The organism is Pseudarthrobacter sp. 05T312, assembly GCF_056396685.1.
In genome coordinates, this window is record NZ_JBFTLY010000020.1 from 25690 (window position 1) to 48136 (window position 22447).

Annotated in this window: 21 protein-coding genes and 6 tRNA genes; 10 read left to right on the top strand and 17 right to left on the bottom strand. The window is 67.7% G+C overall.

Features of this window, described 5'->3' with window-relative positions:
• Positions 1-29: 29 nt before the first annotated feature.
• The 7 genes from AC1DIP_RS18790 to AC1DIP_RS18820 all read right to left on the bottom strand — a co-directional run bounded on the left by AC1DIP_RS18790 (position 30) and on the right by AC1DIP_RS18820 (position 6555).
• A complete protein-coding gene (locus AC1DIP_RS18790) occupies positions 30-1364 on the bottom strand; it encodes an HRDC domain-containing protein (RefSeq protein WP_477734663.1) in 1335 nt (444 codons plus the stop codon).
• 12 nt (positions 1365-1376) lie between these two features.
• A complete protein-coding gene (locus AC1DIP_RS18795) occupies positions 1377-2069 on the bottom strand; it encodes a DUF3000 domain-containing protein (RefSeq protein ID WP_477734664.1) in 693 nt (230 codons plus the stop codon).
• Between the two features lie 58 nt (positions 2070-2127).
• Entirely contained in the window at positions 2128-3225 is a 1098-nt protein-coding gene (locus AC1DIP_RS18800) for a threonine aldolase family protein (RefSeq protein WP_477734696.1), read from the bottom strand.
• An 8-nt stretch (positions 3226-3233) separates the two neighbouring features.
• Positions 3234-3986, bottom strand: a complete 753-nt coding sequence (locus tag AC1DIP_RS18805; protein ID WP_477734665.1) for an SDR family NAD(P)-dependent oxidoreductase — start codon at positions 3984-3986, stop codon at positions 3234-3236.
• On the bottom strand, positions 3983-5350 hold the full coding sequence (locus AC1DIP_RS18810) for a DUF6421 family protein (RefSeq protein ID WP_477734666.1): 1368 nt from the start codon (positions 5348-5350) through the stop codon (positions 3983-3985). The genes AC1DIP_RS18805 and AC1DIP_RS18810 overlap by 4 nt, the downstream gene beginning before the upstream one ends.
• A gap of 150 nt (positions 5351-5500) precedes the next feature.
• Positions 5501-5986: a peptide-methionine (R)-S-oxide reductase MsrB gene (gene msrB, locus AC1DIP_RS18815; protein ID WP_477734697.1), complete on the bottom strand. Its 486-nt coding sequence runs from the start codon at positions 5984-5986 to the stop codon at positions 5501-5503.
• A 77-nt stretch (positions 5987-6063) separates the two neighbouring features.
• On the bottom strand, positions 6064-6555 hold the full coding sequence (locus AC1DIP_RS18820; RefSeq protein WP_477734667.1) for a hypothetical protein: 492 nt from the start codon (positions 6553-6555) through the stop codon (positions 6064-6066).
• 177 nt (positions 6556-6732) lie between these two features.
• Between AC1DIP_RS18820 and AC1DIP_RS18825 the strand changes: the two genes are divergently transcribed.
• The 4 genes from AC1DIP_RS18825 (at position 6733) to AC1DIP_RS18840 (ending at position 12328) form a co-directional block, all read left to right on the top strand.
• Positions 6733-8016: an alpha/beta hydrolase family protein gene (locus AC1DIP_RS18825; RefSeq protein WP_477734668.1), complete on the top strand. Its 1284-nt coding sequence runs from the start codon at positions 6733-6735 to the stop codon at positions 8014-8016.
• 1 nt (position 8017) lies between these two features.
• Positions 8018-9589 carry a succinic semialdehyde dehydrogenase gene (locus AC1DIP_RS18830; RefSeq protein WP_477734669.1) on the top strand — a complete coding sequence of 524 codons (1572 nt, stop codon included), beginning with the start codon at positions 8018-8020 and terminating at the stop codon, positions 9587-9589.
• A gap of 33 nt (positions 9590-9622) precedes the next feature.
• Positions 9623-10456, top strand: a complete 834-nt coding sequence (locus tag AC1DIP_RS18835; RefSeq protein ID WP_477734670.1) for an SDR family oxidoreductase — start codon at positions 9623-9625, stop codon at positions 10454-10456.
• A gap of 141 nt (positions 10457-10597) precedes the next feature.
• Complete coding sequence (locus AC1DIP_RS18840; protein ID WP_477734671.1) at positions 10598-12328, top strand: multicopper oxidase family protein; 1731 nt, start codon at positions 10598-10600, stop codon at positions 12326-12328.
• Positions 12329-12351: 23 nt separating this feature from the next.
• Here AC1DIP_RS18840 and ybaK read toward each other — a convergent pair whose 3' ends face one another.
• The 3 genes from ybaK to AC1DIP_RS18855 are packed head-to-tail and all read right to left on the bottom strand — an operon-like array spanning position 12352 to position 14280.
• Complete coding sequence (gene ybaK, locus AC1DIP_RS18845; protein ID WP_477734672.1) at positions 12352-12864, bottom strand: Cys-tRNA(Pro) deacylase; 513 nt, start codon at positions 12862-12864, stop codon at positions 12352-12354.
• A gap of 9 nt (positions 12865-12873) precedes the next feature.
• Positions 12874-13326 carry a SufE family protein gene (locus AC1DIP_RS18850; RefSeq protein ID WP_477734673.1) on the bottom strand — a complete coding sequence of 151 codons (453 nt, stop codon included), beginning with the start codon at positions 13324-13326 and terminating at the stop codon, positions 12874-12876.
• Between the two features lie 27 nt (positions 13327-13353).
• Positions 13354-14280: a rhodanese-like domain-containing protein gene (locus tag AC1DIP_RS18855; RefSeq protein ID WP_476210664.1), complete on the bottom strand. Its 927-nt coding sequence runs from the start codon at positions 14278-14280 to the stop codon at positions 13354-13356.
• A 213-nt stretch (positions 14281-14493) separates the two neighbouring features.
• On the opposite strand from AC1DIP_RS18855, the gene zapE reads away from it, so the two are divergent.
• A complete protein-coding gene (gene zapE / locus AC1DIP_RS18860; RefSeq protein WP_476210666.1) occupies positions 14494-15531 on the top strand; it encodes a cell division protein ZapE in 1038 nt (345 codons plus the stop codon).
• Here zapE and AC1DIP_RS18865 read toward each other — a convergent pair.
• The 7 genes from AC1DIP_RS18865 to AC1DIP_RS18895 all read right to left on the bottom strand — a co-directional run bounded on the left by AC1DIP_RS18865 (position 15528) and on the right by AC1DIP_RS18895 (position 17849).
• Positions 15528-16760, bottom strand: coding sequence for a benzoate/H(+) symporter BenE family transporter (locus AC1DIP_RS18865; protein WP_477734674.1), 1233 nt, complete (start codon positions 16758-16760; stop codon positions 15528-15530). The two genes, zapE and AC1DIP_RS18865, sit on opposite strands and share 4 nt — an antisense overlap.
• 142 nt (positions 16761-16902) lie before the next feature.
• The gene (locus AC1DIP_RS18870; RefSeq protein ID WP_476210668.1) at positions 16903-17166 is read right to left on the bottom strand and encodes an Rv0909 family putative TA system antitoxin; all 264 of its coding nucleotides are present in this window, start codon (positions 17164-17166) and stop codon (positions 16903-16905) included.
• Between the two features lie 147 nt (positions 17167-17313).
• Positions 17314-17385 (bottom strand) — tRNA-Val (locus tag AC1DIP_RS18875).
• A gap of 33 nt (positions 17386-17418) precedes the next feature.
• Positions 17419-17491 (bottom strand) — tRNA-Gly (locus AC1DIP_RS18880).
• 58 nt (positions 17492-17549) lie between these two features.
• Positions 17550-17621 (bottom strand) — tRNA-Val (locus tag AC1DIP_RS18885).
• 37 nt (positions 17622-17658) lie between these two features.
• Positions 17659-17729, bottom strand: a tRNA-Cys gene (locus AC1DIP_RS18890).
• A gap of 47 nt (positions 17730-17776) precedes the next feature.
• A tRNA-Gly gene (locus AC1DIP_RS18895) sits at positions 17777-17849 on the bottom strand.
• Positions 17850-18154: 305 nt separating this feature from the next.
• Between AC1DIP_RS18895 and AC1DIP_RS18900 the strand changes: the two genes are divergently transcribed.
• The 5 genes from AC1DIP_RS18900 to AC1DIP_RS18920 all read left to right on the top strand — a co-directional run bounded on the left by AC1DIP_RS18900 (position 18155) and on the right by AC1DIP_RS18920 (position 22414).
• Positions 18155-18226: transfer RNA gene (locus tag AC1DIP_RS18900), tRNA-Val, on the top strand.
• Between the two features lie 104 nt (positions 18227-18330).
• Entirely contained in the window at positions 18331-19185 is an 855-nt protein-coding gene (locus AC1DIP_RS18905) for a cytochrome (protein ID WP_477734675.1), read from the top strand.
• 78 nt (positions 19186-19263) lie between these two features.
• Positions 19264-19866 carry a peptide deformylase gene (gene def / locus AC1DIP_RS18910; RefSeq protein WP_476210672.1) on the top strand — a complete coding sequence of 201 codons (603 nt, stop codon included), beginning with the start codon at positions 19264-19266 and terminating at the stop codon, positions 19864-19866.
• Positions 19863-20783, top strand: a complete 921-nt coding sequence (gene fmt, locus AC1DIP_RS18915) for a methionyl-tRNA formyltransferase (RefSeq protein WP_476210674.1) — start codon at positions 19863-19865, stop codon at positions 20781-20783. Before def ends, fmt begins: the two co-directional genes overlap by 4 nt.
• Positions 20780-22414 carry an RsmB/NOP family class I SAM-dependent RNA methyltransferase gene (locus AC1DIP_RS18920; protein ID WP_477734676.1) on the top strand — a complete coding sequence of 545 codons (1635 nt, stop codon included), beginning with the start codon at positions 20780-20782 and terminating at the stop codon, positions 22412-22414. The genes fmt and AC1DIP_RS18920 overlap by 4 nt, the downstream gene beginning before the upstream one ends.
• The last annotated feature ends 33 nt before the right edge of the window (positions 22415-22447 follow it).

Sequence of the window (22447 nt, forward strand, 5' to 3'; positions counted from 1 at the left end):
CTTAGCCCGCAAGGGCTTGGTCGGGAAGGTTACTGGCCGCTGGCCGCCGTGACAGGTTTGGTTTCCTTGGGCGGCAGCGGCTGCGGGTTCAGGAAGGCGCCGGAGATCAACGGGGCGGTGAGCTCCACCTGCCACTCCCGCGCACCGAGGGCCCGCAGTTCAGCAGCAATCGAGTCATCGCTGACATCTGCAGGAGGCCGCCATGCCACCCGCCGCAGGTAATCGGGTGTCAGCAGGTTCTCCAGCGGCAGGTTCAGCTCCTCGGCTTTTGCCTGGAGCAGGGGCCGGGCCGTGCCCAGGCGGGCAGCCGCCTCCGGATCGCGGTCTGCCCAGACCCTCGGCGGCGGCGGGGCGTTGGTAGCCAGGTGCAGGGGCGGGAGCTCCTCGAGGTCCCGTGCCGCGGCGATGCAGCGCAGCCAGCGCGGAGCCTCGCGCTGCGCAGCGCGTCCGTGGAATCCCTTGGTGCTGAGGAGTTGCGGGACGGTGGCGGGCATGGCCTTCGCCGCCGCCACCAGGGCGGAGTCCGGAATGAGCCTGCCCGGTGCCACGTCGCGTTTCTGCGCCAGGGAGTCGCGCTCCAGCCACAGCTCGCGGACGGCGGCCAGCTGGCGGCGGTCCCGGATCTGGTGCAGGCCGGAGGTTTTCCGCCAGGGGTCCACGCGGGGAGGGGCGACGCCGGCGGCCAGGATGGCGGCAAATTCCTGTTCGGCGTATTCGAGCTTCCCGTCGGCCTGGAGCAACTCGATGAGTTCCTCACGCAGCTCGGTGAGGACCTCGACGTCCAGGGCGGCGTACCGGAGCCACGGTTCCGGCAGGGGGCGGGTGGACCAGTCGGCCGCAGAGTGTTCCTTGGCAAGGCCGAATCCCAGGAGCTGTTCGATGACTGCCGCCAGGCCCACCCGGGGCAGCCCGGCCAGGCGTGCGGCGAGTTCGGTATCGAAAAGCTTGTCCGGCCACATCCCGAGTTCGGACAGGCAGGGCAGGTCCTGGCTGGCCGCGTGCAGGATCCATTCGACGCCGTGCAGGGCGTCGTTGATGATGTCCAGGTTCCCGAACGGCTCGGGGTCGATCAGCCAGGTGCCTGCGCCCTCGCGCCGGATCTGGACCAGGAAGGCGCGCTGGCCGTAACGGAACCCGGAGGCCCGTTCGGCGTCAACACCGGCCGGGCCGGTGCCGGCGGCAATCGCGGCGGCGCAGCGTTCCAGCCCGGACTGGGTTTCGATGACCAGGGGAACGCCGTCCCGGGGTGCGTCGAGATCGATGATTTCGGGGATGGGGCTGTCAAAGCCCTCCACCGTGATGTGGGGTGCGGCAGCAGCAGCCGGGACGCCGGCCGTGGTGTTTTCCGGAATGTTTGGGGTCATGATGCCCCCAGTTTACCGGGCTGCCCCGAAACCGTTCTGCTGGCCCCGCCGCCGGGGCGGGAGGGCCGTGACGCCCTCGGGCAGCGGCGGCAGGCCGGCGAACGTGCACACCATGTCGGACCAGGCTTCCAGGTGTGCCTGAACATCGGAGGAATCGGGGGTCCAGGAGGCCCGGAGTTCGATGTCGATGGACCCAGGCCGGCCGGCCAGGGTGCCGAAGCTTTCTGACAGGACACGGGTGGCCGTGCCACCGGCGGCCCGGTACGGGGCCTTGTGGTTTTCCAGCGCCTCCACCAGCCACGTCCATGCAACGGTGCCCAGCATCTGGTCGTTGCCCATTTCCGGTTCCAGTTCGGCCCGGATGTAGGTCACGATGCGGAACTCGCCGTCCCAGACCGCTGAGCCATCCGGGTCATGCAGGAGGATGAAGCGTCCGGTGGCGAGTTCGGTCCCGTCCTCGTCCGCAGTCCCCGCCTCGGCTGCACCGGCGGCCGCGGCGAAAGCGAGGGCTGCCGGGCCGTGGACCGGCGTCGAAGGGGCACCGACGCCGGGCGCCATGACTTCAGCGCCGAGCGCGACGGCGAAGGGAGCCAGCCGCGCGGGGGCAGGGATCTCGGCCAGCCGCAGCTCCTTGCGGCACCGGGCTTTCCTGAGGGTTCCCAAGGCGTGGAGAAAATCCGGAGGAACCTGGTCAAGTGCGTTCACCTTGGCAGATTACGGGGCGGGGCGCGGCAGGGGAGGAAGGCTCGCCGTCAGCGGCCGGTCACCCTGCCCGGCCATCCCGGTAATCCCGCAGCTCATGGCGGATGGCGGCAGCGAAGGCATCAACGTCCTCCTCCGTGGTGTCGAAGGAGCACATCCAGCGGACCTCCCCTGCTGCCTCATCCCAGTCGTAGAACCTGAAGGAACTCCGCAGCCTGTCCGCAACGCCGGGCGGAAGGATGGCGAAGACGCCGTTGGATTCGGTCTTCCGGGTGGGACGGACGCCTTCAATGGTGTCGACGGCGGCACGCAGCCGGGTTGCCATGGCGTTGGCGTGCGAGGCGGAGCGCAGCCAGAGGCCGCCTTCGAGCAGGGCGATGAACTGTGCGGACATGAAACGCATCTTGGACGCCAGCTGCATGTTCATCTTGCGCAGGTACACCAGGCCGTGGGCGGCCTCAGGATTGAGCGCCACCACTACCTCTCCAAACAGCAGCCCGTTCTTGGTACCGCCGAAGGAGAGGATGTCCACACCGGCATCCCTGGTGAACGCCCGCAGGGGAACGCCCAGGTGGGCCGCCGCGTTGGCGAGCCGGGCGCCGTCCATGTGCAGCTTCATGCCCTTGGCGTGGACGTGGTCGGCGATGGCCCGCACTTCCTCCGGGGTGTAGCACGTACCCAGTTCCGTCGTCTGGGTGATGGACACTGCCAGCGGCTGGGCGCGGTGCTCGTCGCCCCAGCCCCAGGCCTCCCGGTCAATCAGCTCCGGGGTCAGCTTGCCGTCCGGGGTGGGGACCTGCAGCAGCTTCATGCCGCCGATGCGCTCGGGTGCCCCGTTTTCATCCATGTTGATGTGCGCGGTGGAAGCACACACTACGGCGCCCCAGCGGGGGAGTAGGGACTGCAGGGACAGGACGTTGGCGCCGGTGCCGTTGAAGACGGGGAAGCATTCGATGCCCGGGCCGAAGTGTTCGACCATCAGTTCCTGCAGCCGCGCGGTGTAGTCGTCCTCCCCGTAGGACACCTGGTGCCCCTCGTTGGCTGCTGCCAGCGCTGCCAGGACCTCGGGGTGGACGCCGGAGTAGTTGTCGGAGGCAAAGCCGCGCACGTTCGGATCGTGCAGCCGGAGCGCCGGGCCTGTTTCTGCTGTGGTGGTCATGGGGTTGTTCACGCTTTCAAGTCTAGGTGGGTGTCCGTCGTCAGCGGCGGGAGCCTCAGCCGGGCGCCGTTCAGCTCGGCCGCCGGGGGGATGAAGAGGTTCACGGCGGCGGCGGCCAGGTCTGCCACGTCCGTCGCCCCCGGGAACTTCCGTTCCGGGTGGCTGCGCCGCTGTTCATCGTCCACCAAGGCTTTAACCACCAGGACGACGGCGGCCGCCCGGGCGCCGCCGTCCCCGGCGGCGCGGCGGAAACCGTCCGCCATGGCCATGGTCCAGGCCTCCGCGGCCGCCTTGGCCGCCACGTAGCTGGCCACGGCCGCGGCGGGTTTGTCCAGTGCGGTGGAAGACACCATGGCGAACCTGCCGGCGGGCGATGCGGCGATGTCGTCGAAAAAGACCCGTGAGACGTTGCGGAGCGTGGTGACCGCCCCGCGCTCCAGGAAGTCCCAGTCCTCGTCGGACTGGTCGGCGATGCCCTTGGCTCCGCGCCAGCCGCCCACCAGGTGGATCACCGCGTCAACCGGCCCGAAGCTTTCGCCGAGCTGCTCCCGGAGCTTCCGGACGCCGTCGAAATCCGCGAGGTCGCACGTGAAGGGGGTGACGCCGTCGCCCGCCTTTTCCGCAGCGGCCGCGATCCTGGCCTGGTCCGAGCCCACGGTGGCCACGCGGTGGCCCGCCGCAGCGAGGGCACGCGCAACGGCGACGCCGGACGCGCCGCTGCCGCCGGTGACCAGGACGCGGGCAGCGCCGGGGACGGTCACAGGGCGGAGTGGCCGGTGATCCCGGCGGTCGACTCAATGACGGGGCGCATCTTCTTCTCCAATGCCTCGTAGAACATGGACAGCGGGAATTCGTCGTCCAGGACCTGGTCCGTCAGGCCGCGGGGTGTCCCGGCGAGCGGCAGCGCATCCGGGCCCTTGGCCCACACGGAGGCCGGGTTGGGGGTGACCGTGGCCGATACCAGCTGGTAGGCCGCCAGCCAGTGGGCGGTCTTGGGCCGGTCGATGGAGCGCCAGTACAGATCATCGATGCTGGCTCCGAGGGCAATTACGGCATCGGCCACCTCATCCCAGTCGATGGTAAGCCGTGTGTCCGTCCAGTGCAGCACGTGCTGCTGGTGCAGCCAGGCGAACAGGAGCTGGCCACCGAGGCCGTCGTAGTTGCGGACCCGGCTGCCGGTGATGGCGAAGCGGAAGATGCGGTCGAAGATGATGGCGTACTGGACGAGCTTGGCGTTCCGGCGCGCTTCGGGGTCGGCGTCGTCGTCTTTTTCGATCCGGACGGATTCGCGGAAGGCGGTGAGGTCGCAGCGCAGTTCCTCGAGCGAGTACAGGAAGTAGGGCATCCGCTGCTTGATCATGAAGGGGTCGAAGGGCAGGTCGCCGCGCATGTGCGTCCGGTCGTGGATCAGGTCCCACATGACGAAGGTGGCCTCGGTGAGGTCCTGGTCAGCGAGAAGTTCCGCGGCGCCCTCCGGAAGTTCCAGGGACGTGATCTCTGCGGCGGCCTTCAGCACCCGGCGGAACCGGGCGGCCTCCCGGTCGGCGAAGATGGCGCCCCAGGTGAAGGTGGGGGTCCGGCTGACGGCCACGGTCTCAGGGAAGAGCACGGCCGAGTTGGTGTCATAGCCGGGGGTGAAGTCGACGAAGCGGATGGGGACGAACAGCTTGTTGGAGTACCCGCCGGCTTCCAGGCCCGCGATGAACTCCGGCCAGATCACTTCCACCAGCACGGCCTCCACCAGCCGGCTGCTGCTGCCGTTCTGGGTGTACATGGGGAACACCACCAGGTGCTGCAGGCCGTCGCGGCGCTGTTCCTGGGGCTGGAACGCCAGCAGCGAGGCGAGGAAGTCCGGGACGGCGAAGCCGCCGGCGGCCCAGGCGCGGAAGTCGGCGCAGGCGGCCTCCAGGTAGGCGGCATCGTGCGGGAAGGCAGGGGACAAGGCCGTAACAGCGTCCACGATGGTTTCCACGTACTGTGCGGCCGCACGGTGGTCTGCCGGCTCGGGAATCGATCCATCCTGGACCTGGATGGCCTGCAGGGCGCTGGCGGCGCCCTTGAGCCGCAGCCAGTCCTGGTTCTGCGCGGAAATTCCGGTAACGGCGGTGGTCAGGGTCTCTGTCATCGTCGGCTGCCTTTCTGGTTGCTTGCTTCTCTGGCGAGCGTAACAAGCAACCAGCAGGACTTATGCCCGGATGGCCTTACCGTAAGCAGGACTTAGCCTAGTGCTATTGCCGGCTGGGTCGAGACCGTGCTTGGGCTGTGGGATCCGAATTCAGGGCTGCGCCCCGTCAGCCCTGGCCCCACCGTCCGCGCCGTGGTTTTCCGCGTCATCCTTGGTCACGAGCCGGAGGGAGACGGAGTTGATGCAGTAGCGCTGGTCCGTGGGGGTTCCGTAACCCTCGCCCTCGAACACGTGGCCCAGGTGCGAGTCGCACGAGGCGCATCGCACTTCGATCCTCTCCATTCCGAGCGTCCGGTCGTGGATGTAGCGGACGTTGCCCTCGGCCAGGGGAGCCCAGAAGGACGGCCAGCCGCAGTGGGAATCGAACTTCTCGTTGCTCGTGAACAACTCGGCGCCGCAGGCGCGGCACTGGTACATGCCTTCCGTGTGCGTGTCCCAGTATTCACCCGTGTAGGGCCGTTCCGTCCCGGCCTGCCGCAGGACGTGGTATTCCTCCGGGGTCAGTTCCTCACGCCACTGGGCATCGCTTTTCTGGACGGACCCGCCTTGGGCTGCAGTCTCCTGCGCGCCGCCCATGTGTGTCCCGCCGTCGACGCCTGGTGCCTTGTTGCCGAAGATGCTTTTTCCAAAGATGCTCATAGTTTTCCCAACGCCTAGGAGTCGCCGATAAATCCCGAACCCGCATAGAGGTGGAGCACCGGCACTCCGAGTTGGTCCTGAGCCTTGTTGGCCCAGTCGGTGTGGAAGGTATCGGCCACGGCGTGCGGCCTGGTGATCACCACTGCCTGCGAGGCGCCCGTTTCGCGGACCTTGGCCACCAGGCCGTCCACTGCCTTGCCGTCCACTACCTGGCCGGTCACGTCGGAGCCCAGTCCCTGCAGCGCTGCGAGCGACGCCGCCAGGGTCTCGTCGGCATGGGCCCGCTCTGTGGCGGCGTCCGGGTTGCGGGCCGCCAGTTCGCGGAAAGCCTTGGCGACGTCCAGCATGGACAGGTTCTCGAGGAAGTCCACCAGCAGGTGGCGCTCCGTGTTCGCCGGCACCAGGACCACCAGGCGGCTGTCCGCGCCGTCCACCAGCCGTTCAATGTTCACGCGGTCGTCCGCGCCGAGGGGTTCTTCAGTCAGGATGACGATGGGATCACTCATGGCCTTAGCCTAGTCCCGCCCGCATGCCACATGCACTGACCGGCGGTTCCGCCGTTTCCGGGTCCCCTTCCGGTTCCGCCCGGCCGCGCCGTGCCCGTCCGGTTCCCGAATGCGGGCATCTGCGGCAGTGCCGGTAACAATAGTCACATGGCACCTTTTCGGCGAGCGCGCCCTGCAATGACTGCACCTTCCAGGGACACCGGCGGCGTGTCGCCGGGAGCCAAGTGGGCCATTGGTGGAGCCATCGCCGGCGGGTCGGTGGCCAGCCTGCTGGGCGCCGGCTCCTCCGCGCTCGCCGTGTACTTCGCGCGCCGGGTCATCACCCCGGCCCGGCAGCGGACGGCGGACAAGGAAGTCCTGGCCGTGATCCGCGATGGCCAGGAGCAGCAGGTCATCCTGGCCGCCAATGACGACACTACGGTGGACGGGGTGTACGGATTCTTTTTCGACGGCGGGAAAGGGCATGCACGGATCGGCCGCATCGTTTCCTACTCGCCGGCGGAACGGACCGTGCTGCGCGAGGTCGAAGCCGTCTACAGCGGGGATCTCTCCACGGCCCGCTGGGGATGGTGGAGCGGGGCCACCTACCCGGACCCGGCCGCCGTCGGAATTCCGGCCGAGGACGTCCTGATCCCCGTTGAGCGCGGCGAAGCCCCCGCGTGGCTGGTCCGGGCCAAGGGCACCGCGCGGACCTGGGCCATCATGGTGCACGGCCGCGGGGCAACCCGCCAGGAAGCGCTGCGGGCGGTGGGGCCGGCCCTGGAGCTGGGACTGACCAGCCTGCTGGTGTCCTACCGGAATGACGGGCTGGCGCCCTCGGCGGACGACGGACGGTATGGCCTGGGGTCCACCGAGTGGCAGGACATTGAAGCCGCCATCGGGTACGCACTGGCCAACGGTGCCGAGGAAGTGGTCCTGTTCGGCTGGTCCATGGGAGGGGCCATCTGCCTGCAGACCGCAGACCTCTCCCGCTACCGGCACCTGATCCGTGCGATGGTGCTGGACGCGCCGGTCATTGACTGGGTGACGGTGCTGGCGCACCACGCGCAGCTGAACCGGATCCCGTCCCTGGTGGGCAAGTACGGACAGCTGATGCTCGGCCACCCGCTGGGACGCCGGCTCACGGGCCTCTCGGCGCCCGTGGACCTCAAAGTCATGGACTGGGTCTCCCGCGCCGTGGAGCTGAGGACGCCCACCCTGATCATCCACAGCGTCGACGACGAGTACGTGCCGTACGGACCCTCGGCGCTGCTGGCCGAACGGAACCCGGACATGGTCACGTTCGAGACGTTCAACCACGCACGGCACACCAAGGAGTGGAACGTGGACCCCGAGCGCTGGGAGCGGCTGGTGAAGGCGTGGCTGCGCCAGCAGCTCGCGCCGCGCCTCAACCCGGGATCCGGCCCGGACCCGGACCTTGCTGCAGACACGCCCGCCCGGCCGGCGCCGGCGGGAGCGTGAGATGCCGAAACAACGCCCGGCAGGAGCCGTAACCGACCGCGGCAGGGAACTGGCCACAGGCCTGGCGGCCCTGGTCACGTCATCCCCGGGCCGCCCCGTCCAGGCCTCACACGCCCCCTTTGACGGCACACTGCTGGGCGAAGTGCCCGTCAGCACGCAGGAAGACGTCCATGCGGCCGTCGACACTGCACGGACGGCGCAGCAGCTCTGGGCAAGCCAGCCCCTGGCCGCACGCCGGGCCGTGGTTGGGCGCTTCGTGGCGCTGCTGCTGGACAGAGAGCAGGACATCCTTGACCTGGTGCAGGCAGAGAGCGGCAAGTCCCGGCTTAGTGCCTTCGAGGAGTTCGCTGATGTAATCCTCACTGCCCGCTACTACGAACGGAATGGCGGGCGGCATCTGCGCCCGCGCCGGCGGAAGGGCGCGGCCCCGGTCCTGACCCGCACCACCGAGTACCGCGTGCCCAAGGGGGTGGTGGGAGTCATCAGCCCCTGGAACTACCCCTTGACCCTTGCCGTTTCGGACGCCATTCCGGCCCTGCTGGCGGGCAACGGCATCGTCCTGAAACCTGACTCACAGACGCCCTTCACGGCGCTGCTGATGCTGGAACTCCTCCGGGAAGCAGGCCTGCCGGAGGACCTGTTCCGGATCGTCACCGGGCCGGGAACCTCAATAGGCCCTGCCCTGATCGGGCGCGTGGACTTCCTGATGTTCACCGGATCCTCCCAGACCGGCAAAACCGTCGCCAGGCAATGCGCCGAGCGGCTGATTGGCTTCTCCGCTGAACTGGGCGGCAAGAACCCCATGCTGGTACTGGCGGATGCCAACATAGCCAAGGCGGCAGCCGGCGCCGTGTACGCCTGCTTCTCCAACTCGGGGCAGCTCTGCGTCAGCATCGAGCGGATCTACGTGCACGCCGACGTCCATGACAGCTTCCTGGCGGCGTTCGCCGCCAAGGTGGAGGGAATCCGCATGGGCGCCGGGCCGGACTGGGAGATTGGCATGGGGTCCCTCATCAGTGCGGCCCAGGTGGAGCGGGTGGACCGGCATGTCCAGGACGCGCTCGCCAAAGGCGCCCAGCTGCTCACGGGCGGACGGCGCCGGCCGGACCTGGGCCCGTTGTTCTACGAGCCCACCGTCCTGACGGGGATCACGGACGACATGCTCCTTGCCCGGGAAGAGACCTTCGGGCCGGTGGTCTCCGTCTACCGTGCTGCAGACGACGACGCCGCAGTCGCCCAGGCCAACGATTCGGATTTCGGGCTCAACGCCAGCGTCTGGTCCGCCGGCCACGGGGAGGAGGTGGCCCGAAAGCTGCTGACCGGGACTGTCAACGTCAACGAAGGCTACGCCGCTACCTGGGCGTCCCATGATGCTCCCATCGGGGGTATGAAGGACTCCGGTGCCGGCCGCCGCCACGGCCGGGAGGGCATCCTCAAATACACCGAGCCGCAGACCATCTCCGTGCAGCGGCTGCTCCCGGTAGCCCCCGCCCCGGGAATGTCCAACCACGCCTACGCGCGGATCATGAAAGGCGCCATCACGCTGATGGGCCGCTTTCTCCGAAACCGCTGACACAGTCAGTACAAAAACCCGAGGAGAACTGGGATGGCCAAAGGAACCCGAGTTGCCGGCGCAACTCTGCTGGTCACTGGAGGCGGAAGCGGGCTGGGCCGCCGCATGGCGCTCGCCGCCGCCCGGCGGGGAAGCCGGGTGGTGATCTGGGACATGGATGCGGCAGCGGGCGCTGCGGTCCGCGACGAGATCCGGGCGGCGGGCGGCCGGGCCGACGTCCAGTACGTGGATGTGACTGACCGGGACGCGGTCAAGGCTGCCGCGGTGGAGGCAGGGGCGGTGGATGTCCTGGTCAACAATGCGGGGGTAGTCAGCGGCCAGCGGCTCCTCGATGCCACGGAAGACGCCATCGAACGGACCATGAACGTCAATGTCCTGGCCCTGTACTGGGTGACCCGCGCCTTCCTGGGCGGGATGGCGGAACGCCGGCGCGGCACCGTGGTCACCGTAGCCAGTGCCGCCGGCCTGGTGGGAGTCGCCCGGCAGACGGACTACTCCGCCAGCAAGTTCGCCGCCGTCGGCTTCAACGAATCACTCCGCGCGGAACTCCGTGCGGACCACACAGACGTCAACACGCTGGTGGTGTGCCCCTTCTACATCAACACAGGGATGTTCGACGGCGTCCGGACCCGCTGGCCCCTCCTGCTCCCGATTCTTGAGGAAGAGGATGTGGCAACCAGGGTCCTCGACGCGATCGAGGCCGGGCACCGGAAGCTGGTTTTGCCGCCCCTCGTGAACCTGCTTCCTGTCCTGCGGGTGCTTCCGGCCGGCGTCTTTGACCGGCTCATGGACGTGCTGGGAGTCAACCGGACCATGGACCACTTCACCGGCCGTAGCCCGGGCCGCAGCGGAGGGCATTCGGGGTAGGCCCGCACCTTCATGCGGGGGCCCGTGACCCTGTGACAGGCCGGTGCAGAGGTCTATCCTGCTGCTCAAGGGGGGAAACCTGCGAAGAAATGGGGCCCCGAAATGCGCATCACAAGACGACAACTGTTACAGGCCGGTGCTGTGGCCGGGGCGGGAATCCTGGCCCCGCCCGGCATATCTGCGGCCGCGGCACGCGGTCCTGCGGACGGCCGGCAGGCCATGTTCACCGAGCAACTGCCCACCCTGGACGAGTTGGGCGTCCTGGACATGCGGGGCGGGGGCCGTACCACGCTGTGGGTCCGTAACGCCGCCCACCGGTTCCAGGAAGACTTGGGCCCGGCGAATACCTTGGCCTACCAGGAAGCCGGTTCGTCGAGGACCTACCTGGGGCCTGTCATCATCGCCAGGAAAGGAGTTCCCTTCGAGCTGAAGGTCCGCAACGCCGCCGACTGCCATCCCCTCGCCTCCGCCATCGACAGCGAACTGGTCCCCCGCGGCAGCAACGATGCGAAGCGGCCGCGGACGTCAGTACACCTCCACGGCGGCAACGTCAGTCCGCAGTCCGACGGCGGCCCGGACCAGGCCTTCGTTCCCGGCGACTCCTACACGTACCACTACGGCAACAACCAGGATGCTGCCGGGCTTTGGTACCACGACCACGCGCTGGGAATGACCCGGTTGAACATCTACGCAGGACTCGCTGGAACCTACCTGCTCAGGGACGGGACCGACACCGGGGACGGTACGCAGTTTCCGCCACCGCCGTACGAGGTGCCGCTGATCATCCAGGACAAGATGTTCAACCCCGACGGTACGCTCGCCTACCCCCCGAACCCGGACCTCAAAGGCCCGGACGGGGCCCCGCGCGCTTGGGCGCCCGAGTTCTTCGGGGACGTGGCGACGGTCAACGGGAAAGTCCGGCCGAACCTCGACGTCGCCCGCGGCAAGTACCGCTTCCGAGTCCTCAACGGCTCCAACGCCCGGTTCTACGACTTCACGTTTGATGCGGGCGGCCCGGCGCTGGCCTTCCACCAGATCGGGTCCGACGGCGGGCTCCTCAATGCGCCCGTCCGGCTGGACCGGCTGGTGATCGGCCCGGGGGAACGGGCGGATCTCGTGGTGGACTTTGCCGGGCTCCGGGCTGGATCCCGGGTGGTACTGCGCAACAGCGCCCGGGTGCCGTACCCGGACGGGCCCGAATCCGTGGCGGGCGGCGCGGTGCCCCTCCCACAGATCATGCAGTTCATCGTCACGTCGCGGACCGGCTATACCGTGCCCCTGCCTGCCCGGCTGCGGGACAAAGGCGCGGACGTCACCAGCCTTCGGGAGGCAGAGCCGGCGAAGATCCGTCGGATGGCGCTCGTGGAAGTAGCCAACGCGGACGACGTTCCTGTGATGGCCCTGCTGAACAACAGGATGTTCGACAGCCCGGACACCACCGAGGTGGAGAGCGACACGATGGAACAGTGGGAGCTCATCAACACCACCGAGGACGCCCACCCGATCCACCTGCACTTCACCCAGTTCCAGGTGCTCAACCGGCAAAAATTCCATGCCGACGCCTACCTGGAGGAGACCGGCTATATTGATCCGGCCACCGGCCTGGTCACACCGGGACGGGGTAAAGCGGTGGAAGTCGACCGTTTCCTCATTGGCCGGCCCAGGGACGCCGCCGCCAACGAGCAGGGCTGGAAGGACACCGTGGTGGCGCTGCCGGGCGAAGTCACCAGGATCCGGGTTCCCTTTGGTGCAGGGGCGGCAGGCGGAAAGCCCCTGGCGATTGGCTCATCGTTCAAGGGCGACTACGTGTGGCACTGCCACATCCTGGAGCACGAGGACAACGACATGATGCAGCGCTACACCATCAAGTAGTTGCTTGGATCAGGACCGGACAACTACGGCCGGGAATTGCCGGCGGCCAGGGAGCTGATGGGCGCGGTGACGGCGCCCGTCAGCCTGGCCAGGTCAGCCGGGGCCAGCTCGATATCCAGCCCCCGCCGGCCGCCCGAAACCAACATGGTGTCCAGCCCCAGGGCGCTGGAGTCCAGCACGGTGGGGGAGGGCTGCCTCTGCCCGAGAGGCGAGATGCCGCCCAGTACGTATCCGGTGCGCCGCTGGGCCGCCGCAGGATCGGCCATGGCGGCCTTCTTGGCTCCCAGCGCCGCAGCCATGGCCTTCAGGTCAAGGGTGCCGCTGACCGGGACGATGCCCACTGCGAGCCTGCCCTCCACGTCCACCATCAGGGTCTTGAAAACACGGGAGGGATCGATTCCCAGGGCTTCGGCGGCCTCGGTGCCATAGCTTGCTGCCGAGGGGTCATGGGTGTACGGATGCAGCGCAAAGGGAACCCCGGCCGCGGTCAGTGCCGCTGTGGCCGGGGTTCCCTGGGCGTTGTTCCTGCGTGCCATGCGGCGTGGTCAGGCCCCGTTGCTGGACGCCGCGGCGACCTTGCGCTTGATCCGGCCGAGCATCGCCGTCATGCCCCGCATGCGCAGGGGGGTGATGGCGCGGGTAAGGCCCAGCAGTTCCGGCATGTCATCGGGCACGGACAGGATCTCCGCCGCCGTCAGGCCATCAAGCCCCTCGTGCAGCACACCGGCAAAACCGCGCGTGGTGGGCGCCTCGGGCGGTGCCTTGAAGAACAGGCGGACCGCGCCGTCGTCGTTGTTTTCCGTCTCGATGGTGAGGAACAGCGGCGACTGGCACTCCACGACCTGCTCAAGGAGCTCGGGGTGGTCTTTGAGCCGGTCCGGGAGTTCCGGCAGTCCCTCCGAGAACTCCAGCAGCAGCTGCAGCCTCTCGGGTTCGGACAGGGCCTGGAAGTCGTCAACGATTGCCGCCAGGGCGGAAGGCAAAGCTTGAGTAGTCATCGTTCCAAGTCTACGCGGGGAGCGTGGTCAGGCTCCGACGGCGACGGGAACGGAACCCCGCTCGGCGCCCTTGACGATCGGTACACGCACGGCGTTGCCCCACTCGGTCCACGATCCGTCATAGTTGCGGACGGTCTCGAAGCCCAGGAGGTACTTCAGGGCAAACCAGGTGTGGCTGGACCGTTCGCCGATGCGGCAGTACGCCACCACGTCGTCGCCTTCGGCCAGGCCGGCTTCGCCCAGGTAGATCGCTGCCAGCTCGTCCCGGCTCCGGAAGGTGCCGTCCTCGGCGGCGGCGCGGGCCCAGGGGATGGACGCGGCAGTGGGGATGTGGCCGCCGCGCAGGGCGCCCTCCTCCGGGTAGGCCGGCATGTGGGTGCGCTGTCCGGTGTATTCCTCGGGGGAGCGGACATCGATCAGCGGGCCGGTGCCCAGATGTGCCAGGACGTCGTCCTTGAAGGCGCGGATCGGGGCGTCGTCGCGCTCCACCACCGGGTAGTTTCCGGGAGCGGGAGCAGGCCGGTCCCTGGTCAGTTCGCGGCCTTCGGCAACCCACTTGTCCCGGCCGCCGTCCAGCAGCCTGACGTCCTGGTGGCCGAACAGGGTGAAGACCCAGAGGGCGTAGGCGGCCCACCAGTTGGACTTGTCACCGTAGATGACCACGGTGCTGTCGCGGGAAATGCCCTTGGCGGCCGCGAGTTCGGCGAAGGCCGCGCCGTCCACATAGTCCCGGGAGACTTCGTCGTTCAAGTCCGTGTGCCAGTCGATCTTCACGGCGCCGGGAATGTGGCCAGTTTCATACAGGAGCACGTCCTCGTCGGATTCGACCAGGATGAGGTCGCCGTTGGCCACTGCGCCGTTGCTGATGGCGGCCGCGAGCCAGTCGGTGGAAACGAGCCGCTCCGGGTGGGCGTAGGCTGCGAACTTCTCATTCTGTTCAACCGGGTAGGGCATGGCTTGGCCTTTCAGTAAGAGCACGGGAAACCGTGGAACATGCATGGAACCTGTTCCCACCCTAGCCAGCGCCCGCAGGGTTGTCCGTATTCCGTTAATAGGGCGAAATGTTGCCTTCGTCACGCCCGGGGGGGCTGGACGGCGTTCCACCCGGGTACGGCCCGCATTGCCGGTATCCTTTCTGGGGACCAACCACCAGCAGAACGGACCACCTTGGTACAGATCGAACAGCTTGCCGCCCGCACTCCGGCAGTTTCGGTGGATGAACTCCTCAAGGGCTTCTACCCGTCGCCCCGGTTCGGGGAGGTTTCCTTTTCAAGCTACCGCCCGGACCCCAAGCAGCCCAGCCAGGCTGCCGCCGTGCGTGCCCTGGAAGGATTTGCCGACGGCGTGGGGTCAGGCAACGGAGGCGGGCTCTTCAAGAAGCTGTTCGGCAAAAAGGACGAATCCAGGGCGGGAATCTACCTGGACGGCGGCTTCGGGGTGGGCAAGACGCACCTGCTCGCGTCCCTCTGGCACGCATCACCCGGACCCAAGGCCTTCGGTACGTTCGTGGAGTACACCAACCTGGTGGGCGCCCTCTCCTTCCGCAAAACGGTGGATGCCTTGAGCAGCTACCAACTGGTGTGCATCGACGAATTCGAACTGGACGATCCGGGCGACACCGTCCTGATGTCCCGGCTCATGCGTGAACTGGCAGACGCAGGCGTCAAGCTTGCCGCCACGTCCAACACGCTGCCGGGCTCCCTGGGCGACGGCCGGTTCGCCGCCGTGGACTTCCAGCGGGAGATCCAGGTTCTTGCGGACCAGTTCGACGTCATCCGCATTGACGGCGAGGACTTCCGGCACCGCGGCCTCCCGGCCGCACCGGCACCGTTGAAGAACAGCGAACTCAACACGCACATGAAGGCGGAGTTCGACGGGAAGACGGTGGCCCAGGACGAGTTCTCCACCCTAATCCACCACCTGGCCGGCGTTCACCCCAGCCGCTACCGCCAACTGATCGACGGCATCGAGGGCGTGGTGTGGCGCAACGTGGAGACCATCACGGAGCAGGCCGTGGCGCTGCGGTTCGTGGTCCTTGCCGACCGGCTTTACGACAAGGACGTGCCTATCCTGGCCAGCGGCGTCCCGTTCGACAAGCTGTTCACCGAGGAAATGATGGCCGGCGGGTACATGAAGAAGTACTTCCGCGCCGTCTCCCGCCTCACTGCCCTGGCCCGCGAAGGCCAAAACCACGAACCCTCCTAGGCGGACTTCCTGCCGGCCCGGCCACCGGGCCGGGGTTGCAGCACCAGCCTGACCACAAGGCCGGCCAGGAGCGCCCAAAAAGCGGACCCGATCCCGGCGAATACCAGGCCGGAGGCGGCCATCAGGAAGGTGACGGCGGGGGCAATCCGGTCATCGGCGTCCGCCAGCGCCGCCGAGACGGCCGAGGCCAGGGTGCCCAGCAGTGCCAGCCCCGCAACGGTTTCAAGCATCCCGGCGGGTGCGTTGCTGACCAGCGATACCAGGGCGGCCGAGAATGCTGCCAGCACCAAGTACGCTGCGCCGGAGGTGAAGCCGGCGATCCATCGGCGGCTTCGGTCCGCGCCAGCTTCCTCCCCGGCGGCAAGGGCGGCGCTGAGTGCGGCGAGATTGATGGCGTGGCCGCCGAAGGGTGCACCGGCAAGGGTCCCCGCTCCCGTGACCAGCATTGCCGGCCGCCACGGTGTTTCATAGCCAAAGGACCTGAGTACGGCCACCCCCGGAATGTTCTGGGAGGCCATGGTCACTACGAACAACGGCACGGCGATCCCCGCCATGGCCTGCACGCTGAACGTGGGCATGGTCCACGACAGGGCCGGGACCAGGGCGGACGGTGCGACAGTCGTTCCTGCCGATGCCAGCGACACTCCGATTACGCCCAGGGCCACCAGCAGGGCTGCTGGCACCGCCCACCGCGGGGCGAACTTCATCATCAGCAGCCAGCACAGGATCACGGGTGCCACGAAGAGGGGCACCGAACCAAGGGCCTTGAAGGGTGCCAGGCAGAGCTGGAGCAGGACACCGGCCAGCATGGCCTGGGCCAGGGATGTCGGGATGCGCGCCATCAGCCTGCCGAGCGCGGGCACCAGGCCGGTCAGAGCCAGCAGCAGCCCCGCCCCAACGAAGCCTCCGACGGCGGCGGGCCACCCGCCGTCGGGCACTGCCGATGCAGCAAGCAGCGCTGCGCCCGGCGTGGACCAGGCCAGGGTCACCGGGACCCGGGAACGCCACGCTAGGAACAACACGCCGAGCCCAACGGTGAGCGTCACCGCCAGCAGGCCGGACGCTGCCTGGGCGGGGTTGGCACCCACCGCCGTGAGGCCGGCCAGGACCACGGCAAACGATGAGGTGAACCCCACCAATGCTGTGACAATCCCGGCGATGACCGGCTTGGAATCGGTCCGGGCCAGTCCGGACCTGGTGGATAGGGCGGGTGCGGGGGACTTGGGCATACCGGCAGGTTACCGGCGCAGGTTTCCCAACCGGCAATCGGGAGCTTCAGAAGAAGTCCTTAAACGCCAAAGGTGCGGGTGCCGCCTCCCGGCGGGACCCGCACCTCCTTGACGTGCCGGGCAAAAGCCCTGGCCAAATCCTTTACGGAGCCCTGTCGACCGGCGGAACCGGATTACCAGGAGCTGCCGGGGGAACCTGCTCGGTGGCAGGTGCCTGCCCCGGGGTGCCGTTCTTGTCAACGAGCTTGGAAGCGCCATCCTGGATCTTGTCGACGTGGCCTGCGTACTTGCCGCCGGTCTTGGTGTCGACGAAATCGCCGGCCTTGGTGATGCCGTCCTTGATAGCCTGCTCGTTGCCGCGGATGAGACCCTGAGCCTTGCCCTTTAGATCGTCAATCAAACCCACGGACACCTCCCTTCTATCGCGGAGCCAGGTCGCTCCTCGCGCATTCGATCCTATCCGGGCGCGGGAGGCGTGCCAAGGGAATCACGTTCGCCTGCAGCGGATACCCGGAAACGAAAAAAGCAGCTCCGGAGAGCTGCTGTTCGTGTGTGGGCGATACTGGGATCGAACCAGTGACCTCTTCCGTGTCAGGGAAGCGCGCTACCGCTGCGCCAATCGCCCGGAACCGGAAGACCGGCTGATGGGATAAAAGAGAGCGGACGACGAGATTCGAACTCGCGACATCCACCTTGGCAAGGTGGTGCTCTACCAGCTGAGCTACGTCCGCATTTGTGCAGTTTGTTCCGGAGAATCCGGTGGTACTGCCGGCAAGTTGCCTTGCCGAGTGGGCGATACTGGGATCGAACCAGTGACCTCTTCCGTGTCAGGGAAGCGCGCTACCGCTGCGCCAATCGCCCATTGCATCCGGAACTCCGGAAACCATGGTTTTCACCGAGGTGGGTACGGGATTCGAACCCGTGTATACGGCTTTGCAGGCCGCTGCCTCGCCTCTCGGCCAACCCACCGTGCTGGCGCCGATTCCGAAGAATGTTTGCCGTGACAGTGTCCTGCGAGCGGACGACGAGATTCGAACTCGCGACATCCACCTTGGCAAGGTGGTGCTCTACCAGCTGAGCTACGTCCGCATTTTGGAGGCTTGATTCCTTGCCGTTTCCGGCATTTCCTCGCGTTCCAACGAGTAAAAACAATATAGGAGGTTCCGAGAAACTCCAAATCGGGGCGGGCCGCGGAACTGCCAACCGTCCCGCTTCCCAGCATCCACGCGGACTTTCGCGAGTTACAGGCGTGTAATTTCCGACGACGGCGGCGGGCTTCGCGGGCCAGGGATCGGACGGAGCCGCGTGCGGCGGGCCCACGGAAGGAGCGCGCCGGGCTGCGGAACGCCGATTTTTGAATTGGGGTGGTCGTGGGCTAGCATTCAAATGCATCGGGGCGATTGGCGCAGTGGTAGCGCGCTTCGTTCACACCGAAGAGGTCACTGGTTCGAACCCAGTATCGCCCACCGCAGAGGTCCGTTTCCGCTCATCAGCAGCGGAAACGGGCCTTTTTTGTGTGCGGCTCCGGACCCCGGAGCTTTTGTCGGCCCCCTGTGAAAGAGTCTTTTGTATGACTGATCCGCTTCTCGCCCACGCCACCGAATACGGCCGGATGTACGCACGGTCAACGTCTGAGCAGTTCTCGGTGCCTTCCATCACCACGGTGATCAGCCAGCAGCCGCACGGGCTCGATGGCTGGTTCGGCTACATGGGTGCCAGCAGCCTGGCCAAGGATCCGCTGCTGTCCGACTGCCTGGGGAGCCCTGCCAAGATCAAGCAGGCCATCAACCGTGCAGCCAAAGCTGCTGAAACGTACCGGGACGACGCCGCACGCCGCGGAGACCGTGTGCACAACTACTGTGAACAGGTGGCGCTGAGGGCATTGGGCCGCCCCCATGCCATGAAGGAAGCCCGCGACGCGCTGGCCGCCAACGGTGAGGAAGCTTTCGCCGTGCGGTTCGACGAATGGTGGGAACTCTTCCGCGTGGAGCCGATTGCCCCGGAGATCACTGTCTGGAACAACTCGGTGGGATACGCCGGAACCCTTGACCTCGTGGCCAGGATCAACGGACGCATCTGCCTGATCGACTACAAGACCAAGGGAACAACGCGGGACGGACAGGTCAAGCCGCTGGACAACAAGGTGGTCATGCAGCTGGTGGCCGGGATGAAGGCCGAAGAGAGCCTCGTGGATCCTGAAGCCGGCACCTGGGAACCCTGGAAGTACGGCGAAGACCCCGTCCTGCTGGCCGTGGCCATCGGCGAGACGGAAGTCCGCCCGGTCCGCGCCAACCCGGAAGTCCTTAAGCACCACTGGTGGAAGTTCTGCGCACTGCGCCGTGTCTGGGAGCTCTCAGCAGATACCCTCAGTGCCGGCACCGCGCTGTTGCCCATCGCACCTCCACCCCTGGCCCGCACCGCCTAGGGTAACGGTGCACGTGACGAGACTGCACCTAAACTGGATAGGTTCCCTTTTGCCGCCAACCGTGAGGACACACAGCGCATGGCTATTCTGAATATCCGCATCATCGGCGATCCTGTGCTGCGCACAGTCGCCGATCCCGTGACGGAATTCGGACCCGACCTTGCCAAACTGGTCGCCGACATGACCGAAACCATGGAGGACGTCGAAGGCGCCGGCCTCGCCGCTCCCCAGATCGGCGTCAGCAAGCGCATCTTCACCTACCGGATCGACGGCGTCGAGGGCCACATCATTAATCCTGTCCTGGAGAACAGCGAGGATTACCAGCCGGACCACGTGGAGGGCTGCCTGTCCATCCCAGGCCTCGGTTTCCCGGTCCGCCGTTTCCGCGCCACCCGCGTCACCGGTGTCGACATGCACGGCAACCCGGTCTCCATCGACGGTGAAGGGATGCTGGCTCGCTGCTTCCAACACGAAAACGACCACCTGGACGGCATTCTTTACACGGACCGCCTCGAGGGCGAGGACCGGAAGGCCGCCCTGAGGTCCATCCGCAACGCCAATTACGACGCCGTCGCCGGACGAACCACAGCCAAACGCGCCAAGAGTGTCGGGTCAAGCTTCGGCGGCGCCAGCTTTGGCGGAACCAGCACCCCCGGCTCCAGCTTCGGCGCAGCCGGGTGAGGGTCCTCTTCGCGGGGACACCCGCCGTCGCAGTTCCCTCCCTGAACGCGCTGGTCAACGCCGGTTTTGACGTCGTTGCCGTCCTGACCCGGCCCGACGCACCGCTGGGCCGCAAGCGCGTGCTGACGCCGTCGCCCGTTGCCCAGCGGGCCGCGGAACTGGGCATCGACGTCATCCGCGCCGCGCGCGTCGACGCCGATGCCATCGCCGGCATTGCCGCGGTAAAGCCGGATGTCGCGGCCATCGTCGCTTATGGCGGGCTGGTTCCCCCTGATGCCCTGGGCATCCCGCGGCACGGCTGGGTCAACCTGCACTTTTCCCTGCTGCCCGCCTGGCGCGGCGCGGCCCCGGTCCAGCGATCCATCATGGCCGGAGACGACGTCACCGGCGCCGTGACGTTCCAACTCGAGGAAGGCCTGGACACCGGGCCGGTCTTCGGCACGCTGACGGAGGCCGTCAAGCCCCAGGACACCGCAGGGGACCTCCTGGAACGGCTGTCCCACAGTGGCGCGGTCCTGCTGGCCCAGACCCTGTCCGCCATCGACGCCGGAAAAGCAGTGCCGCAGCCGCAGGCCGGGGATGTCTCGCTTGCGCCGAAATTGACGTTGGAGGACGGCCACCTGAACTGGGCACACCCGGCTCTTGCCATCAGCAGGCAGGCACGCGGTGCCACCCCCGAGCCCGGTGCCTGGACCGTGCTCCACGGGCAGCGGGTCAAAGTCGAGCCGGTCCGGTTGCGGCCGGATGTTTCCGGGCTGGCCCCGGGAGCCGTGGAACTTAACGGCAAGGCCGTGCTGGTGGGAACAGGGTCGCACGCGGTGGAACTGACGCGTATCCAGCCTGCCGGGAAAAAGATGATGGCCGCCCCCGACTGGGCGCGCGGTTTGGCTTCACTGGAGAGCGTGGTGTTCGAATGACCGGGTCCGGAGGCAATACAGGCGGACGGGGCAGTGCCGGAGGACGCAGCAGCGCCGGGAAAGGCGGCCAGGGCGGCAGCGGCGGAGCTGCCGGCGGCGGCCGTGGCAATGGCGGTCCCCGGGACGCCAGCCGGCGGAACGCCAAGGGGCGCGAACGCAACCGCGGTCCGCAGCGGAGCTTCACCGAGCAGGCTCCGGCCCAGCGCACCAGGCGCGCGGATCCCGCCCGCCTCGTGGCCTTCGAGGTGCTCCGCGCCGTCGCGGCGGAGGACGCCTACGCCAACCTCGTGCTGCCGGCCCGGATCCGGCACCACCACCTGGACAAGCGGGACGCCGGATTCGCCACCGAGCTGAGCTATGGCGCACTCCGCAACCAAGGCACCTATGACGCCATCCTGGCTCGGTGCGTGGACCGTCCCCTGGCCCAGCTGGACCCGGCCATCCTGGATGCGCTCCGCATCGGCGCCCACCAACTGCTTGCCATGCGGGTCCCCGCCCACGCTGCACTGGACCAGACCGTGGGGCTCGCCCGCGCGGTGATCGGCGCCGGACCGTCGACGCTGATCAACGCCGTCCTGCGCAAGGTCGCCGCCCGCAGCCTCGAGGAGTGGCTGGACCTGCTCGTGGCAGGCGAAACCGACGCCACGAAGGTGGCCGCGGTGAAGTACGCCCACCCCGAGTGGATCGTCCGGGCCATGCGGCAGTCCCTCGTGGCCCACGGCCGTTCCGCGGCAGAGATCGATGAGCTGCTGGAAGCCGACAACGCCGCCCCGGTGGTCAACCTCGTTGCGCTGCCCGGGCTGGGCAGCCTGGACGAAGCACTGGAAGGCGGCGCCACTTCCGGGGAGCTCGTTGAAGGTTCAGCGCTCTCCAGTGGCGGCGACCTGGGCCGCCTGGCTTCCGTCCGCGCCGGCACCACCCGTGTACAGGATGTCGGTTCCCAGCTGGTGGCCAGGGCCCTGGCCGCGGTGGACCTTGATGCACCGGTGGACGGAAGCGAGCCCCTGAGCGCCCCAGCGGCCGACGGCGGCGCTGAAGCGTGGCTCGATCTCTGTGCCGGTCCCGGCGGGAAAGCCGCGCTCCTTGGTGCGCTGGCGCACCAGCGGGGCGCCACCCTGCTGGCGAACGAGCCCGCGCCGCACCGGGCCAAGCTGGTCAGCCAGGCACTAGGCGCCGTGCCGCACGGCAGCTGGCAGGTCCGCACCGGCGACGGCCGTGAAGTGGGCGGTGAGCAGCCGGAGCAGTATGACCGTGTGCTGGTTGACGTTCCCTGCACCGGCCTCGGCGCACTCCGCCGCAGGCCGGAGTCCCGGTGGCGTCGTTCGCCCAAGGACATCGCGGACCTCGGGCCATTGCAGCGCGAACTGCTGGCGTCAGCCTTGGCCGCCGTCCGGCCAGGGGGAGTGGTGGCCTACGTGACCTGCTCACCGCATCCTGCGGAGACAACAGCAGTTGTGTCAGACGTCCTGCGCAAGCGCACCGACCTTGAACTCCTTGACGCCGGGGCCGCCCTGGACGCGGTCAGCCTGACCGGGTCCCTCGGTGCCGGCCACGAGCTCACCGCACAGCTCTGGCCCCACATCCATCACACCGATGCGATGTTCCTTGCCCTGATCAGGAAGAAAGCCTGACCAGCAGGAACGGCGCGACACCCAGCAACCACG

Coding starts and splice junctions, on each gene's coding strand:
- AC1DIP_RS18790 (WP_477734663.1), bottom strand. CDS start 1,364: ATGACCCCAAACATTCCGGAAAACACCACGGCCGGCGTCCCGGCTGCT.
- AC1DIP_RS18800 (WP_477734696.1), bottom strand. CDS start 3,225: ATGACCACCACAGCAGAAACAGGCCCGGCGCTCCGGCTGCACGATCCG.
- AC1DIP_RS18810 (WP_477734666.1), bottom strand. CDS start 5,350: ATGACAGAGACCCTGACCACCGCCGTTACCGGAATTTCCGCGCAGAAC.
- msrB (WP_477734697.1), bottom strand. CDS start 5,986: ATGGGCGGCGCGCAGGAGACTGCAGCCCAAGGCGGGTCCGTCCAGAAA.
- AC1DIP_RS18820 (WP_477734667.1), bottom strand. CDS start 6,555: ATGAGTGATCCCATCGTCATCCTGACTGAAGAACCCCTCGGCGCGGAC.
- AC1DIP_RS18825 (WP_477734668.1), top strand. CDS start 6,733: ATGACTGCACCTTCCAGGGACACCGGCGGCGTGTCGCCGGGAGCCAAG.
- AC1DIP_RS18830 (WP_477734669.1), top strand. CDS start 8,018: ATGCCGAAACAACGCCCGGCAGGAGCCGTAACCGACCGCGGCAGGGAA.
- AC1DIP_RS18835 (WP_477734670.1), top strand. CDS start 9,623: ATGGCCAAAGGAACCCGAGTTGCCGGCGCAACTCTGCTGGTCACTGGA.
- ybaK (WP_477734672.1), bottom strand. CDS start 12,864: ATGGCACGCAGGAACAACGCCCAGGGAACCCCGGCCACAGCGGCACTG.
- AC1DIP_RS18850 (WP_477734673.1), bottom strand. CDS start 13,326: ATGACTACTCAAGCTTTGCCTTCCGCCCTGGCGGCAATCGTTGACGAC.
- AC1DIP_RS18855 (WP_476210664.1), bottom strand. CDS start 14,280: ATGCCCTACCCGGTTGAACAGAATGAGAAGTTCGCAGCCTACGCCCAC.
- AC1DIP_RS18865 (WP_477734674.1), bottom strand. CDS start 16,760: ATGCCCAAGTCCCCCGCACCCGCCCTATCCACCAGGTCCGGACTGGCC.
- AC1DIP_RS18905 (WP_477734675.1), top strand. CDS start 18,331: ATGACTGATCCGCTTCTCGCCCACGCCACCGAATACGGCCGGATGTAC.
- def (WP_476210672.1), top strand. CDS start 19,264: ATGGCTATTCTGAATATCCGCATCATCGGCGATCCTGTGCTGCGCACA.
- AC1DIP_RS18920 (WP_477734676.1), top strand. CDS start 20,780: ATGACCGGGTCCGGAGGCAATACAGGCGGACGGGGCAGTGCCGGAGGA.